This is a genomic window from Mycobacterium gordonae (genome assembly GCF_002101675.1).
GTDB classification, from domain to species: Bacteria; Actinomycetota; Actinomycetes; order Mycobacteriales; family Mycobacteriaceae; genus Mycobacterium; species Mycobacterium gordonae.
This window is the reverse complement of record NZ_LQOY01000072.1, coordinates 20,014-34,892: the sequence shown is the minus strand read 5'-3', so window position 1 is coordinate 34,892 and position 14,879 is coordinate 20,014. Positions and strand designations below refer to the sequence as shown.

Genomic DNA, 14,879 nt, shown 5'->3' with positions numbered 1-14,879 from the left:
CCCGCGCCCTTAAGATGTCGCAATGCATGTAGCCGCTCTGCTCGTGGCGGGCTCCGCCAACATCGACGATTCCGCGATCGACGCCACCCGCGTGCCGATCACCAGCTATGAGGTCAACCAGACCCCGGTGTGGCTGACGGTCCCCCTTGTTCTGGTGGTACACGCGCCTTCGGGTGGGGATTTCGATCCGGAGCTGTTCATCGTCTGCAAAGACCCGGCCGGGACCATCCGGGGCACCGTCCGTTCGGCCTGGCAGTGGCCGGACGAGGACAAGCCGTCGAAGTACCGGTGTTTCACCCCGCAGTTGTCTTTCGCGATCGAGACCACGGGCGAGTACACCATCGGCGTCTACCACGACGCCGAGGCGCTCAAGCCGATAGCCACCCCCATACCCCTGATGATCAACATGGCCGGGGGACGGCCGGGACGCAACGGCGCCTAGACCGCGACCGTCAACGCCGACAACCCGCGCAGGGTGACGTTCGGCTTGTACAGCGGTTCGCTCGCCAGCCGCGCCTGCGGGAAGCGGGCGGCCAGGGCCGACAACGCCGCCGTGGCTTCCAGCCGCGCCAGCGGGGCGCCCAGGCAGTAGTGGACGCCGCGCCCGAAACCCAAGTGCCGCAACGTGCCCCGGTCCGGGTCGAAGGTGTCCGGCCGGTGGTACTCGGCGGGATCGCGGTGCGCGGCGGCCAGCAGCAGCATCATCATGTCCCCCTCGGCCACCGGTGTGTCCCCGATCCTGATGTCGTCGAGGGCAATTCGAGTGAGTTGCTGGACCGGAGGGTCGTAGCGGAGGGTCTCCTCGACGATCGATGGCGCACGGTCCGGGTCGGCGCTCAGCGCCGCCCACTGCCGGCCGTCGCGCAGCATCGCGAGGATGGCGTTGCCGATCAGGTTCACCGTGGTCTCGTGCCCGGCGACCAACAGCAGCAGGCACGTCGACACGATCTCCTCTTCGGTCAGCTGATCGCCGGACTCGTTCACGGCGACCAGGCCTGACAGCAGGTCATCGCCGGGCTGAGACCGGCGCCGGGCGATCAGGCCGTGCAGATAGTCACGCAGGCCCGCGGCGGCATCCATCTGCTCGTCGAGCTCATCGGCCTGGTCGTCGGTGAAGAACGGGTCCAGCGACTTGGCCAGTACCGCCGATGCGTGGCTGAATTGTGGCTCCTCCTCGAGCGGCACGCCGAGCAGGCGGCAGATCACCGCCACGGGCAGCGGGTAGGCGAAGTCCGCGACAACGTCGAAGCTGCCCCGCTCGGCGATCCGGTCGAGCAGCCCGCCGACCAGCGCTTCGATCTCCGGTTGCAGTCCCGCCACCACCTTCGGCGCAAACGCCTTGCTGACCAGCTTGCGCAGCCGCGTGTGATCGGGCGGGTCGAGGAACAAGAATCCGGGCGGCACCTCCCGGCTCATCGACGGGTCGGCCTCGGCCATCTGGCGGGCGGCCGTCGACCGGAGGTGGTCGCTGCTCGACGACGGGTGCCGCAACACGTCGTCACAGTCCCGGTAGGTCGAGAACACAACGAAGTCGGCACCCGGCAGTGTCAGTGGGCCGCGGTCGCGCAATGCGGCGCACACCGGGTAAGGATCCGCCCGGGTGGCCGGGTCGAGCAGCCGCAACAGCAAGGTCTGCGATTCGGTGGGTTCCGCAATCGTCATGAATGCCATTGTGCCTGCGCTAGCATCGTCGGGGTGGCGGTGCGTCGGGTGTGCCGGTTCGGGCTGGTCGTGGTCGTTCTCACGGCCATGCTGGCTTTCTCGGCGCCCAGCCGTGCGTGTGCGTGCGGCGCCGCCATCGCACCCGGCGGGGCCAATGCCACCATGAATCGTGAAGTGGCACTTGTGCATTGGGATGGCGCAACCGAGACCATGGTGATGCAACTGGCGATGGACGCCACCACCGATCATGTCGCGCTGGTGGTGCCCACTCCCACACCCGCCACCGTGGCGGCCGCCGACAAGGCGACCTTCACCGAGTTGGACCGGCTCACCGCGCCGCAGATCCGGCACCAGCGGCACTGGACACTGGGCGGCAATGCCCGCGCCCCGCTCGAGGGGGCGCGGCCGGGCGCAGCTGCGGGCGCACCGAACGTGGTCGGTCAGGTGCATCTTGGGCCGCTGGAGGCCACCACGCTGGCGGGCGGTGACCTGACCGGCCTGCAGAACTGGTTGAGCGACAACGGTTATGCCATCAAGGCGGCGGTGCTGCAGGCGATGAGCCCCTACGTACGCGACGGCTGGTCATTCGTGGCACTGCGGCTGACCAGCACCGCGCCGATCGTGGGCGGACTCGATCCGGTGCGGCTGACCTTCGGGTCACCGAAGCTGGTGTATCCGATGCGTCTGTCGGTCGCCGCGCCGGAGCCGCAGCACGTCACCGTCTTCACCCTCGCCGATCACCGTCAGCAGCGCACCGACGCCGACAATTCCACGCAGACAACCACAATCGGATTCGCCGGCAACGTCGCCGCCGCCGTGCAGGATTCCCTGCTGCGCGAACTGGCCGCCGACCATGGCTCGTATCTGACCAAGACGCAGGTGGACATCGTCCGCACAGCGTCTATCACGTCGGACTTCACCTTCGGCAACGCCGCAAACGACGATCCGTACCGGCAGGTGATCGTCGTCAACGACGACGTCGTCTTCCCGCTGGAGTTCGTGCTTCTGGGCGGGCTGGCGGCGACGATCGTCCTGGCGGTGGTCGTGCTGGGGGTGATGCGGCGCCGCGGGCGCCGCGCCGTGTCGAGTGTGCGCTGACCGCTTCCAATGTGCGCGTGCGGCGCGAATTCAAGAACCTTGGATTCCGCCGCCGTGGGCGCACGGTCAAACGCTCGCCGCCACTACTGACCTTCGCTGAGCCCGGCCAGGTCCGGCTGCGCCATCAACCGATCCAGGAAAACCCGCTGGCCCTTGAGTAACTTGGCGCGGGCCTGGGCCACCGCGAACCAGCCGACGCGATCGACTTCGGGGAATTCCCGCATCCTGCCGGAGCCGCGCGGCCACTCCATCTCGAAGGTGTTGCTGCTCGCGTCGGTGATATCGAGATCGCCGCCGACCGCGAAGGCTGTCACCACCTTGCCACTGGGTTGCTTCACCGGCCCGAAGTCCAGTCTCGGCCCGTCGGGCACCGGCAACCCCAGCTCTTCGGCGAACTCACGACGCGCCGCCGCCCAGGGATCATCGCCCTCGTCGTATTCACCCTTAGGGATCGACCAGGCGCCGTCGTCCTTGCGCGCCCAGAATGGTCCACCCGGGTGTGCGAGCAGCACCTCGACGACGCCGGCGCGTGCCCGGTACAGCAGCAGACCCGCGCTCAGCTTCGGCATCGCGGTCAGACTCCGACGGCCTGCTCCAGGTCCTTCAATGAGGTCTCCAGATGGGCCAGCAGTCGCTGTAGGTGCGGCACGCTACGGCGGCAGCCGACGAGCCCGAAGTCCAGGTTGCCGGCATTGTTGACCAGGGTGATGTTCAGCGCCTGGCCGTCCGGGATGTTGGACAACGGGTAGCTGCCGTCGAGCCGGGCCCCGCCGTAGTACAGCGGATCGCCGACGCCGGGCACGTTCGAGATGACGATGTTGAACGGCGGCGGCACCGCCGACAGGAAGCCCGGCACACCGGCGAGCGTCAGCGGCGCCATGTTCAGCGCGGACAGTGCGAGCACCTGGTAGGACGGCAGTTCCGCGAGCACCTTCTTGTTGCGGCGCATGGAGTCGCCGATGATCTGCAGCCGCCTGGCGGGGTCGTCGATGTTGGTGGCCAGGTTGCACAGGATGCTGCCGACCTTGTTGCCGCCGCTGTCGGCGTCGGCTTCCGAACGCAGGCTGACCGGCACCATGGCGACCAGGGGGGTGTCCGGCAAAGCGTCTTGTTCGAGCAGGTAGTAGCGCAGCGCGCCGGCGCACATTGCCAGCACCGCGTCGTTGACGGTCACGCCGGCGGCCTCTTTGACACCCTTGACGCGGTCCAGCGACCAGGACTGACCGGCGCACCGGCGGGCTCCCCCGACCTTCACGTTCAGCATGGTGTGCGGCGCCGCGAACGGCAGCGTCAATTGCTGCTCGAACAGCGCCGCCCGGGCCAGCTTCAGCGTTGAAGGGGCAACGCCGACAACCGATCCCGCCATTTTTACCAGGGAGGTCAGCGGGTTGGAACCGCCGCCGTCTGACTCCGGCTTAGGCGCGCGGGGCGGTCGCGGCAGATTCCACATCGCCTTCACGTGGGTGTCGTCGGGGTCGGTCGACATGGTCCGCTGCATCAACTTCACCGCCGAGACACCGTCGATCAGGGCGTGGTGCATCTTCGTGTACATCGCGAAGCGACCGTCGTTGAGCCCCTCGACGACGTGCAACTCCCACAGCGGACGGTGCCGGTCCAGCAGGCTGGTGTGCAGCCGCGAGGTCAGCTCGAGCAGATCACGCACACGTCCCGGCGACGGCAGGGCCGAGCGGCGGACGTGGTAGTCGACGTCGACCTCGTCGTCGTAGGCCCAGGCGACCCGCGCGATGCCGCCGCCGATCGTCGCCGGGTGTTTACGGAACGTCGGCTGGAATTCGTCGTTGGCGACCAGCTTGTCGTAGAACTCTCGGACGAATTCCGGTCCGGCCCCTTCCGGGGGCTGGAACAACGACAACCCGCCCACGTGCAGCGGATGCTCCCGCGATTCGGTGAACAGGAACATCGAGTCGGTGGGCATCATCAATTCCATGCCCGCTATTACACCCCGAGATTCCGGTGCAAAGCGAAGGTGTTTGAAAAATAGAGGCCGTTAGTCCATCGGCCCGAGCCGCCTACTCCGCACCAACAGACCAGACCGACGTGGCGATCAGGTCGCCGCGTTCCAGTCCGGCGGCGCGGTGCTCGTGCACCCGGGCGTATTCCGGCGTCGACACCATGTCGATGAAGGCTTGCGGAGTCGGGTACTCGACGATGAGAATCGCATCCCACCAAGGCTTTTCACCGTCGCCGATGACGTTGCCCGGTGTCACGCCGCCATAGCGGACGGTGGCGCCGACCCGGTCGAGGTGGGGCATCGCCTCACGGGCGTAGCGCTGGTAGGACTCCAACCCACCGGCGGCCCTGAACTTCAACAGATTGACCATCACCACCGGCGCCTCGGCCGGTCTCGCGGCCAGCGTGGTCAGTTGATCGAACGTTGCTTCGAGGGTCGACGTCATCTCAGTTCCTTTGTTGGATCTGCTTCTGGACATTCACAATGCGCCGTCGACCACGGTCGGGTCTTGACATCTGAAGACAACTTTTTGACAATTCGAGACATGTCCGTAGTGCGCGGGACGGCGCTCGCCAACTACCCGAAGCTGGTCGCGGAATTGGGTGGGGATCCGGCCGCGCTGCTGCGCGCCAACGGAATTCGGGAGCAGGACGTCGGCAACTACGATGCATTCATCCCGATGCGGGCGGCAATCAGGGCGCTCGAAGCGGCGGCGGAGGCGACCGCCACTGCGGACTTCGGGCGGCGGCTGGCACGACGCCAGGGCATCGAAATCCTGGGACCGGTGGGCGTGGCGGCCCGTACCGCCGCAACGGTGGCCGATGCACTGGCCATCTTCAGCACGTTCATGGCGGCATACAGTCCCGCAATCGCCGTCTCGATCGCGCCCCTGGCCGATCCGGAACGGTCGTTCATCTCCCTCGAGTTCCTGCTCGACGAGGCAATCAAGTGTCCGCAGACGATGGAATTGGCGCTGGGTGTCTCGCTCGGGGTATTTCGGCTACTCATGGGCGCGAAATTCGTCGGACTCTCGGTGCACCTGCCGCACGACCCGCTCACACCGAAAGCCAGCTACGCCGAATATTTCGGCTGCAAGCCCTATTTCGCGCAACGCAGCGCCGGGTTCACGGTGCGCACCGCCGACCTGGCCCGCCCACTGAACCGGGACGAACTCGCCCACCGCGCCGTCGTGGACTACCTGAGCAGTATCACGCCGTTGGGCGCCGGGATCGTGGAGTCGGTGCGCACCATCGTCCGCCAGCTGTTACCGACCGGAGCCGCGAGCCTCGAGGTGGTGGCTCACCAGTTCAACCTGCATCCGAAAACGTTGCAGCGCAGGCTGGCCGACCACGGCACCACCTTCGCCGCCCTTATCGACGAAGTTCGGAGGGACGCAGCCGACCGCTATCTCCGGACTACCGCAATGAGCTTGTCGCACCTGGCCCGCGAGTTGGGCTACGCCGAGCAGAGCGTGCTGTCGCGCTCGTGCAAGCGCTGGTTCGGCACGGGCCCGGCGTCCTATCGCAACCAGACCCGGACGCCGCGCGCGCTGGTCGGCCACCCCTCATAGACCGACGGCCCGCTGCAGCTCCTTCAGCGATATCTCCAGATGGCTGAGTAGCCGTTGCAGGTGCGGAATGCTGCGCCGGCAGCCCACCAGTCCGAAGTCGAGACTGTCCGCGGTACTGGTCAGGGTGATGTTGAGTGCCTGTCCGTTGAGCGTCAGCGACATCGGATAGTTGCCGACCAGCCGGGCCCCGTTGAGATAACGCGGTTCCCGTACCCCGGGCACATTCGAGATGCAGACGTTGAACGGCGGCGGAGTGGCCTCGGCGAGGCCGGGCAGCGTGTTGAGCGCGGCCGGGCTCATCAGCAACAGCGACAACGCCATCGCCTGGGCCCGAGGGAGTTGTGACAGGACCTTCTTGTTGTCGCGCATCGAGGTGTGGATCGCTTGCAGGCGCTCCGCGGGATCCTCCAGGTGGGTGGCCAAGTTGCACAGCACAGCGCCAACCATGTTGCCGCCCAGAGCGTCTCGCTCGTTGCGCAAACTTACCGGGACCATGGCGACCAGGGGCGCGGCCGGCAGCGCGTCGTACTCGTCAAGGTAGCCGCGCAGCGCGCCCGCGCACATTGCGAGCACGACATCGTTCAGACTCACGCCCGCAGCGTCTTTTATCTCCTTGACCCGGTCCAGCTCCCATGATTGTGCGGCACAGCGCCGCGCTCCCCCGACCGCGACATTGAGCATGCTGCGGGGTGCGCCGAATGGCAGTGTGAGTTGCTGCTCCAGTAGTGCCGCCCGCGCCAGCCGCAGCGTCGACGGGCCAAGTCCTGCAACCGATCGCATCGTCGCGCCGACGTATTGCAGGCGTCCGCGGGGCTCCTGATCGCGGGGCGCGCGTCTGGGCGCCGGGCTCCACGCCGTGCGGAATTCGGTGTCGTCGGGGTCGGTGTGTAAGGACTGTCGCATCAGCGCCAGCCCGGATACTCCGTCCACGAGAGCGTGGTGCATCTTGGAGTACACCGCGAGCCGTCCGTCGCGCAGCCCCTCGATGACGTGTGTCTCCCACAGCGGACGGTGCCGATCCAGCAGATTGGCATGCAGACGCGAGGTCAAGTCGAGCAGATCGCGCACCCGTCCCGGGGCGGGCAGGGCAGAACGACGCACGTGATAACTGAGGTCGACATCGTCGTCTGTCGACCAACCCAGGTTGGTCAGCGCACCGTGAAAGGAACTGGGGCGCTTGCGGAACAGCGGCGCAACTTCCTGGCACTCCAGCATCGCCCGATGGGTATCCCGCGCGAACGCCCGACCCGCGCCCTTGGGTGGCTCGAACAGTTGCAGCGCGCCGACATGCAAGGGATGTTCGCGTGACTCCGCGGACAAGAACAGCGCGTCGACGGGTGACATCAGTTCCATGGTGTGCTCCTCAAGCGTCAGCCGGTCAACGCCGGCTCGGGCAGGACGGCCGCGGCCGCCTTGGTGAAGCGCAGGTTGTCGTCGTCGACTGGTCCCTCACGCAGTAACTTTCGGTCGATGCGGTACTCCATGTTGGTCCGCCACGGCCCTTCGGACCCCTGCTTAGGCAGCTGGGCGGCAGCGCGCTGGGCGTAGCCGGAGGTGATCTCCAGAAAGGGCTCGGTCGACATGGAGTCGGGCGGCTGCGGACAGCAGACGGAGAAACCGTGCGCGTCCATGTGGGCCAGCAGGCGGCAGAAGTGTTCACACACCAGCCCGACCTTCAGCGTCCATGATGAGTTGGTGTAGCCGAACATGTAGGCGAAGTTCGGCATACCGCTGAGCATGAAACCTTTGAATGCCACCGTCTCCGGGATGTCGACAGGCACCCCGTCCACCGAGAAATCGATGCCGCCGAGTGCCACCAGGTTCAGACCGGTGGCAGTGACGATGATGTCGGCCTCTAGTTCCTGTCCTGATTGCAGGCGAACACCCCGTTCGGTGAAGGTGTCGATCTGGTCGGTGACCACTGAGGCCCGGCCATCGCGAATCGCCTTGAACAGGTCTGAATCCGGCACGGCGCACAGACGCTGGTCCCACGGGTTGTAGGCCGGCTTGAAGTGCTTGTCGATGGGATATCCGGCCGGCAGCTGCTTGGCGTTGAGGTGCCGGATCAGTCGGCGCGCGGCCCGCGGGTGCTGTTGGCAGAACCGCCAGATGAGCCGTTGACGAGTGATGTTCTTGCGCCGGGTGACAGCATAGGCGCGGTCGCGGCCGATCAACTTGGGCAGCGCGTTGGCGATGCGGTCCTCGGAGGGCACCGGCACCATGTAGGTCGGCGAACGCTGCAGCATGGTCACGTGCCCGGCGGTCTCAGCCATCGCGGGCACCAGGGTGACCGCGGTCGCACCACTTCCGATGATCAACACGCGCTTGCCGGCGTAGTCCAGATCCTCCGGCCAGTGTTGCGGATGCACGATTTCACCGGTAAACCGCTGTTGCCCGGGGAATTCCGGCGTGTACCCGGCGTCGTAGCGGTAATAGCCACCGGCGCAGAAGAACCATCCGCAGCTCATCGTGATGCGTTCACCGAGATGCTCGATCTCGACCAGCCAGCGGGCGTCACGGGTGGACCAGGCGGCATCGATGACCCTGTGCCCGAACCGAATCGACTTCTCGATGCCGTTCTCGGCGACCGTCTCCCGTAGGTAGGACATGATGGCGTCGGCGCTGGCTATCGCCTTCTCGTTCTCCCACGCCTTGAACTCGTAGCTGAAGGTGTGCAGGTCGGAGTCCGAACGAATTCCCGGGTAGCGGAACAGGTCCCAGGTGCCGCCGATGTCTGCGCGGGCCTCCAGAATCGCGAAGCTCTTCCCCCGCTGCATCGTTTGCAGATAGTAAGCGGCGCCGATGCCCGAGATACCGGCGCCAACGATCAACACGTCGACGTGTTCGATGCTGGAGGAGTGCGAAGCGTTCACTGCCGTGGTCCTGTTCAACTGGAGGTGCCTCGCGACTTCGTTGTTCGCGGGGCGGTGGATGACCCACTGAACACATGCTGCGACAGCAACGGCCCACGCGTCTTGACAGCAGAGGACAACTTTTTGACAGTTCAGGACAGCTCGCCGAACCGACTTGGCCGCTATCCGACCGGCGTGACTCCGGCGTTCGACAAGGTGAAACCGCGACCCGATGCGGTGCAGGTAACGCCGTTCGTGTCCGATCGGCACGTGAAGGGCCCGACGGCGGCACTCTGCCCGTAGTCGAGCACCGGGGTGCCCTCGCCGGCGTTGCCCAGGCAGGTCTCACCGGTGCAGGTCTTGAACGCTCCGGCAGGAGTCATGCGGACCGACTGGGGCGGCGAATCGGACTGGCAGTACGCCTCGTCGGTCATGCCGCTGCCGCGGTGAAAGTTCAGCTCGCAGCCGATGTTGCGCGACGGCAGTAAGAAGGAGCACCAGGTGGCGGTGCAGACCGGGTTATCGGCGGCGGCCTGCGGCGCCGAAAGGCATGCACCAGCAATGAGCATTCCGAGCACGGCGACTGTTGCTCGCTTCACGGCTCGACTCATGGTGGCCCCCCGACCCCGACGGCTGGTGCTTAAGCAAGCTAACAGACTGGCGGGTCGCAGGTGGCGGCTTTCGCAGGATGGGCGCTGACAGTTACTGTCAAGAAGTCACAATCTGCCACCATGTGCCCGGAGGTGCCGATGAGTAGCCCCACCAAGTTCCGTGTCATTCAGTGGGCAACCGGTGGCGTCGGCAAGGCCGCCATCGAGTGCGTGCTCAACCATCCCGAACTCGAACTGGCCGGCTGCTGGGTGCACAGCGCACAGAAGAACGGCATCGACGTCGGGGACATCCTCGGCCGCGGGGCATTGGGTGTCACCGCCACCACCAGCATCGACGAGGTGCTGGCGATCGATGCCGACTGTGTGATGTACAGCCCGCTGGTCCCCAACGACGAAGAGGTGATCGCGATCCTGCGATCCGGCAAGAATGTCGTCACCCCGGTCGGCTGGGTGTACCCCGACCTGGATAACCCACGCGTCAGGGCGATCGCCGATGCCGCGGCCGACGCCGGCGTCACGCTGCACGGGTCGGGTATCCACCCCGGCGGCATCACGGAGCGTTTCCCGCTCATGGTGTCCTCACTGTCCTCGGCGGTCACGCATGTGCGTGCCGAGGAGTTCTCCGACATCCGCACCTACAACGCGCCGGATGTGGTGCGCCACATCATGGGATTCGGTGGGACGCCCGAGGAAGCGATGCAGGGCCCGATGGCAAGTCTGCTCGAAGCGGGATTCAAACAGTCGGTGCGAATGATCGCCGACACCATGGGTTTTCGCATCGAACCCAACATCAGGACCATCCAGGACATCGCTGTCGCAACCGGTGACATCGACTACGAACCGATGACCATCGCCCCCGGAACGGTGGCCGCGCGCCGGTTCCGCTGGCAAGCGCTTTCCGACGGAGAGCCGGTCATTACCGCGGCGGTCAACTGGCTGATGGGCGAGGAAAACCTGGAACCGGCCTGGGAATTCGGCGAGCAGGGCGAACGCTTCGAGGTCGAGATCACCGGCGACCCCAGTGTGAGCCTGACCTTCAAGGGACTGCAACCGCAGACGATCGCCGAAGGCCTGCAACGCAATCCGGGTGTGGTGGCCACCGCCAACCACTGCGTCAACGCCATCCCCTACGTCTGCCCCGCGGAACCGGGCATCAAGACCTACCTGGATCTGCCGCTCATCGCCGGACGCGCATGAGCTATTCCCATCCCGAATCGCTGCGCGGACACGTCGCGATCGTCACCGGCGCGGCCCAGGGCGTCGGCAAGGGCGTCGCCGCCGCCCTGCTGGAGCGCGGCGCGGCGGTGCTGGTGGTGGACATTCAGGGCGACGCATTGCAGGCCACCACCGCCGAGCTCAAGGAGATCGGCCCGGCCGAGATGCTGGTCGCCGACCTGCGTGCCCCGGACAGCGCGCGGCGGATCGTGGCGTCGGCGGTCGACGCCTTCGGCGCCGTGCACGGCCTGGTCAACAATGCGATCGCCACCAATGAGCCCAAGCGCTTCGTCGACATCACCGTCGACGACCTGGCCCTGGGCTACGAAGTCGGGCCGCGCGCGACGTTCCTGCTCATGCAGGCGGTGCATCCGCTGATGGCGGCGGCGGGTGGTGGTTCGATCGTGAACCTGGGCTCGGGCACCGGAACCGGTGGCGAACCCAAATGGGGCGGTTATGCCGCGGCCAAGGAGGGCATCCGCGGGCTGTCCAAGGTCGCTGCCCTGGAATGGGGACGCGACAACATCCGCGTGAACGTCATCTGCCCTTTCGCCGAATCCGACGGCGTCAAGTTGTGGAAGCAGTTCGCACCCGACGATTACGCCAAGGCGGTGCGGCGGGTGCCCATGAAGCGCATCGGCGACGTCCGCACCGACGTGGGCGCACTGGTGGCGTTCCTGCTCGGCCCCGACGCAACCTTCATCACCGGGCAGACCATCCACGTCGACGGCGGAATCGGCTGCTTCCGATGAATTTGCGCGACCGCCAGCGCGCACAGGTCCGCGCCGACATTCGGCGGGCGGCGTTCCGGCTGTTCGTCGAGCGGGGCTACGACGCCGTGACCACTGAGGAAATAGCCACTGCCGCAGGTGTTTCGCCGCGCACCTTCTTCCGGCACGTGCCGACGAAGGATGAACTGCTGCTGGGTCCCATCCGCGATGGCGGCGCCGAGGTGGTGAACCTGCTGGAGCAACGCCCGGCCGGCGAGGCGCCGGACGTGGCGCTGATCAACGCCATCATCACCCGCACGCGTTCGTTCGGTGACGTGGAAAGCGAGGAGTGGCGCGAAGCGCTGCTGGTCGCGCCGCAACTGCTCGGGAAGGTCACGATCTACACGCCGGCCGATAAGGAACGAGCCGTCAAACTGATCGCCGAACGTATGGGCAGCGACCCCGACGTGGATATCCGTCCCGGTCTACTGGTTCAACTTGGTTTTGCGGCAGGTGATTTCGCTTTTCAGCGCTGGATACGCCAATCCGGAACACGGTCGCTGGACCTGTACGTCACCGAGGCTTTGCAGGCGATCAAGAGTCCGTACTGGGGTTCGCGATCCTGACCGGCGTGCCGTTCAGCCAGGCCACCACCGCTTCGGCGGTGTCGGCGTAGAAGGCACCCAGCATTTCGCGAGTTACGTAACCGAGGTGCGGCGTCAGTGTGACGTTTGGCAGTGTGCGCAGCGGATGCTCGGGCGGAAGTGGCTCGGTGTCAAAGACATCGAGTCCGGCGCCCGCGATGCGATTGGCCGTCAGCGCTCCGATCAGGGCTTGCTCATCGACTATCGGGCCGCGAGATGTGTTGATCAGAAAGGCGTTCGGCTTCATCAGGGCGAACTCGGCCGCACCGACCAGAGCTCGGGTGCGTGCCGACAGCACCACGTGGATGGAGACCACATCGGATTCCGCGAACAGCGCCGCCTTGTCGACCCGCCGGGCGCCGGCCGCCGCTGCGGCCTCGTCAGTGAGGTTCTGGCTCCACGCGATCACCTCCATGCCAAAGACTTCGGCGTACTGCGCCATCCGCCGGCCGACGCGACCCAAGCCGAGCAGTCCCAGCGTCTTACCGTGCAGCGTCATCCCAGTCGTCGTCTGCCAACCGCCCGCGCGCATGCCCCGGTGCTCCTCGGCCAGGTGGCGCACCGTCGCAATCATCAGTCCCCATGCCAGTTCCGGCGTCGCGTCGCGCACCGCCGCAAACCGGGGGTGAGCGAAGTTCGAGTGCGCGACCAGGACACCGCGCTCGGTGGCGGCGGCCATGTTCAGGTTGGGCAGGCTCCGGCCGACGATGGTGATCAGCTTCAAGTTCGGTAGCCGCTCGATCAGCCCGCGCGGCAATGCCATTCGCTCCCGCAGCGTGCACAGCGCGTCGAAGGGCCGCAACGCCTCTGCCGCCTCGGCTTGCGACAGGTGCCGGTCGAAAACGGTGATCTCGGCCAGCTTCTGCACCGGGGACCAATCGGCGAGTTCCAGCGCGACCCTTGCGTAGTCGTCGAGAATCGCCACCTGCGGCAGGCGTTCTGGCATCAGTGGCGGTCCTGGTGTGCTGCCGGAAAGCGCGCCCCCCGCTGCGGTCCCGCGTAGTGCCGCCATGCCTCCCACATGCTGCGGTGCAGTCCCGGGACCAGGTGCGGATCGGGGTCGTCGATGACCAGGGTCGCCTGGTCAGCGGAATACGGCGGCCAGCCCGGCGTCCCGGTCCTGGCGAACTCGACCCAGCGCTGCTGCACCCAGTCGCTCATCCAGCGATACCGCCGGCGCCCGACGAGCGTGAGTGCCTGCAATTCCGGTATCTCGCAGCCGAATACCAGCGGCACGTCGGTGGCGTGGATAGCGCCCATCCCGATCCATCGCAAGACCGGCGGGGCGTAGTCGAGGCGGTAGAGGTAGGTCGGGGCGTGGCAGGCGTGTGCCTCGGCCACCGCGACTGTCGGCCGCACGAAGAAGCAGTCAGACGCCAACCGGGTCAGTGCGCGCCGGCTCGGATAATCCGGGTAGTGCGCCAGAACCCGCGATTGCGCGTCCGGATCGGTCGCGGCGAACATGCGGTCCACCCGCCCCGGTGTGGTGGGAACGATGTCGACCACCCGCCGCACCGGCCCCCAGCCCGCGTGGCCCAGCTCGTCGCGCATCGATCCGATGAGCAGGGGCACGCGGTGGGCGCGGCCGGCCGCGATCGTCGCCGTCGGGTCCTCGGGCAGGAACTCGCCGTCGATGACGGGAGCGAGCGTCATCTGGCACGGAACCTCGCGTGCCGCCTTGAGCATCACCTGGATCGCTGCACTGGTGATCGCGGCGGCGGGCGCGTTGCGCAGGACGTCGGCGGCCGTGGCCGGGTCGGCGTCCAGCGCCGCGATGCACCGCCGGGCAGTCTCGGCGGCCTGCTCGGGTGTACGCACCGCATCGGCTACCGGACTCTGCGCGATCGCGCGGTGAAACAGTCCCCTGGTGGCCGGCATGGCCAAGTGATTCAGGACCGCGCTGGCTCCGGCGGACTGGCCCCACACGGTGATGTTGTCCGGGTCTCCGCCGAATGCCGCGATGTTGCGGCTCACCCACTTCAGCGCCGCCACCTGGTCGCGTAGACCGAGATTGGACTCGAACTCGGTTGAGTACTGCGAGAAGTCGACAAAGCCCAGACCGCCGAGCCGGTAGTTGATTCCGACGACCACCACCCCGAATTTGCGGACCAGCGGCTTGGGGTCGTGCACCGGCAGCGCGGAGGTGCCCTCGAAATAACCGCCGCCGTGGATGAACACCAGCACCGGACAGGGTGCGGCGGCGCGTTCGGCCGGGGCGCAGACGTTCAGTGTCAGGCAGTCCTCATGCTGAAGTTGGCGTTTCAACAGGCCCAACGGGGAGCTGAGCCGGTGGGAGTGGGCGGCGTGACCGAATCGGGTCGCGTCGAACGCACCCGTCCAGGCCGGCACCGGTTGCGGGGCACGGAAGCGCAGCGGACCGACGGGAGGCGCCGCGTAGGGAATAGCCCGCCATAGGTCGACATCGCGCAGGCGCCGCCCACGCACGACGCCCGACTCCGTGGCTACTTCCGGGTCCATCGGCTCACCTCGGTACACGATTCTTCACTGTCAAACTGAATCGAGACTATCCCCCGCGGCCCGCGCC

At 66.7% G+C, this 14,879-nt stretch carries 15 protein-coding genes; 6 read left to right on the top strand and 9 right to left on the bottom strand.

From position 1 onward, the window contains the following. Positions 1-22 precede the first annotated feature (22 nt). Positions 23-442: a hypothetical protein gene (locus tag AWC08_RS11660; protein WP_069434061.1), complete on the top strand. Its 420-nt coding sequence runs from the start codon at positions 23-25 to the stop codon at positions 440-442. On the opposite strand, the gene AWC08_RS11655 is transcribed toward AWC08_RS11660, so the two are convergent. Further along, complete coding sequence (locus AWC08_RS11655; RefSeq protein ID WP_065132260.1) at positions 439-1,662, bottom strand: cytochrome P450; 1,224 nt, start codon at positions 1,660-1,662, stop codon at positions 439-441. The two genes, AWC08_RS11660 and AWC08_RS11655, sit on opposite strands and share 4 nt — an antisense overlap. Before the next feature lie 33 nt (positions 1,663-1,695). Between AWC08_RS11655 and AWC08_RS11650 the strand changes: the two genes are divergently transcribed. Beyond that, the gene (locus AWC08_RS11650; protein ID WP_069434060.1) at positions 1,696-2,760 is read left to right on the top strand and encodes a DUF2330 domain-containing protein; all 1,065 of its coding nucleotides are present in this window, start codon (positions 1,696-1,698) and stop codon (positions 2,758-2,760) included. Between the two features lie 83 nt (positions 2,761-2,843). Here AWC08_RS11650 and AWC08_RS11645 read toward each other — a convergent pair whose 3' ends face one another. From AWC08_RS11645 to AWC08_RS11635, 3 genes are all read right to left on the bottom strand, one after another. After that, entirely contained in the window at positions 2,844-3,329 is a 486-nt protein-coding gene (locus tag AWC08_RS11645; protein WP_069434059.1) for an NUDIX hydrolase, read from the bottom strand. A 5-nt stretch (positions 3,330-3,334) separates the two neighbouring features. Continuing rightward, the gene (locus tag AWC08_RS11640) at positions 3,335-4,708 is read right to left on the bottom strand and encodes a WS/DGAT/MGAT family O-acyltransferase (RefSeq protein ID WP_069434058.1); all 1,374 of its coding nucleotides are present in this window, start codon (positions 4,706-4,708) and stop codon (positions 3,335-3,337) included. 82 nt (positions 4,709-4,790) lie between these two features. Further along, on the bottom strand, positions 4,791-5,177 hold the full coding sequence (locus AWC08_RS11635) for a DUF1330 domain-containing protein (RefSeq protein WP_065132225.1): 387 nt from the start codon (positions 5,175-5,177) through the stop codon (positions 4,791-4,793). 99 nt (positions 5,178-5,276) lie between these two features. Between AWC08_RS11635 and AWC08_RS11630 the strand changes: the two genes are divergently transcribed. After that, positions 5,277-6,302 (top strand): AraC family transcriptional regulator, encoded by a 1,026-nt coding sequence (locus AWC08_RS11630; protein ID WP_065132226.1) that lies wholly within the window; start codon positions 5,277-5,279, stop codon positions 6,300-6,302. Here AWC08_RS11630 and AWC08_RS11625 read toward each other — a convergent pair. From AWC08_RS11625 to AWC08_RS11615, 3 genes are all read right to left on the bottom strand, one after another. Continuing rightward, a complete protein-coding gene (locus AWC08_RS11625; protein WP_142283535.1) occupies positions 6,297-7,646 on the bottom strand; it encodes a WS/DGAT/MGAT family O-acyltransferase in 1,350 nt (449 codons plus the stop codon). The genes AWC08_RS11630 and AWC08_RS11625 overlap by 6 nt on opposite strands. Positions 7,647-7,672: 26 nt before the next feature. Beyond that, positions 7,673-9,175, bottom strand: coding sequence for a flavin-containing monooxygenase (locus AWC08_RS11620; protein ID WP_069434056.1), 1,503 nt, complete (start codon positions 9,173-9,175; stop codon positions 7,673-7,675). 161 nt (positions 9,176-9,336) lie between these two features. Beyond that, positions 9,337-9,753 (bottom strand): hypothetical protein, encoded by a 417-nt coding sequence (locus tag AWC08_RS11615; protein ID WP_069434055.1) that lies wholly within the window; start codon positions 9,751-9,753, stop codon positions 9,337-9,339. Between the two features lie 150 nt (positions 9,754-9,903). Between AWC08_RS11615 and AWC08_RS11610 the strand changes: the two genes are divergently transcribed. From AWC08_RS11610 to AWC08_RS11600, 3 genes are read left to right on the top strand one after another with little or no spacing between them, the layout of a single operon-like run. Beyond that, positions 9,904-10,962, top strand: coding sequence for an NAD(P)H-dependent amine dehydrogenase family protein (locus tag AWC08_RS11610; protein WP_069434073.1), 1,059 nt, complete (start codon positions 9,904-9,906; stop codon positions 10,960-10,962). Beyond that, a complete protein-coding gene (locus AWC08_RS11605) occupies positions 10,959-11,732 on the top strand; it encodes an SDR family NAD(P)-dependent oxidoreductase (protein WP_069434054.1) in 774 nt (257 codons plus the stop codon). Before AWC08_RS11610 ends, AWC08_RS11605 begins: the two co-directional genes overlap by 4 nt. Continuing rightward, entirely contained in the window at positions 11,720-12,316 is a 597-nt protein-coding gene (locus AWC08_RS11600; protein ID WP_069434074.1) for a TetR/AcrR family transcriptional regulator, read from the top strand. The genes AWC08_RS11605 and AWC08_RS11600 overlap by 13 nt, the downstream gene beginning before the upstream one ends. Here AWC08_RS11600 and AWC08_RS11595 read toward each other — a convergent pair. Both AWC08_RS11595 and AWC08_RS11590 read right to left on the bottom strand, forming a co-directional pair. After that, positions 12,285-13,268: a D-2-hydroxyacid dehydrogenase family protein gene (locus tag AWC08_RS11595; RefSeq protein WP_069434072.1), complete on the bottom strand. Its 984-nt coding sequence runs from the start codon at positions 13,266-13,268 to the stop codon at positions 12,285-12,287. The genes AWC08_RS11600 and AWC08_RS11595 overlap by 32 nt on opposite strands. Positions 13,269-13,279: 11 nt before the next feature. Next, complete coding sequence (locus AWC08_RS11590; RefSeq protein ID WP_085087810.1) at positions 13,280-14,812, bottom strand: carboxylesterase/lipase family protein; 1,533 nt, start codon at positions 14,810-14,812, stop codon at positions 13,280-13,282. Between the last annotated feature and the right edge of the window lie 67 nt (positions 14,813-14,879).

Bases quoted from the DNA above. Each gene is read 5' to 3' on its own strand.
- AWC08_RS11610 (WP_069434073.1), top strand. From the start codon at position 9,904: ATGAGTAGCCCCACCAAGTTCCGTGTCATTCAGTGGGCAACCGGTGGC.
- AWC08_RS11660 (WP_069434061.1), top strand. From the start codon at position 23: ATGCATGTAGCCGCTCTGCTCGTGGCGGGCTCCGCCAACATCGACGAT.
- AWC08_RS11655 (WP_065132260.1), bottom strand. From the start codon at position 1,662: ATGACGATTGCGGAACCCACCGAATCGCAGACCTTGCTGTTGCGGCTG.
- AWC08_RS11630 (WP_065132226.1), top strand. From the start codon at position 5,277: ATGTCCGTAGTGCGCGGGACGGCGCTCGCCAACTACCCGAAGCTGGTC.
- AWC08_RS11590 (WP_085087810.1), bottom strand. From the start codon at position 14,812: ATGGACCCGGAAGTAGCCACGGAGTCGGGCGTCGTGCGTGGGCGGCGC.
- AWC08_RS11645 (WP_069434059.1), bottom strand. From the start codon at position 3,329: ATGCCGAAGCTGAGCGCGGGTCTGCTGCTGTACCGGGCACGCGCCGGC.
- AWC08_RS11640 (WP_069434058.1), bottom strand. From the start codon at position 4,708: ATGGAATTGATGATGCCCACCGACTCGATGTTCCTGTTCACCGAATCG.
- AWC08_RS11625 (WP_142283535.1), bottom strand. From the start codon at position 7,646: ATGTCACCCGTCGACGCGCTGTTCTTGTCCGCGGAGTCACGCGAACAT.
- AWC08_RS11605 (WP_069434054.1), top strand. From the start codon at position 10,959: ATGAGCTATTCCCATCCCGAATCGCTGCGCGGACACGTCGCGATCGTC.
- AWC08_RS11635 (WP_065132225.1), bottom strand. From the start codon at position 5,177: ATGACGTCGACCCTCGAAGCAACGTTCGATCAACTGACCACGCTGGCC.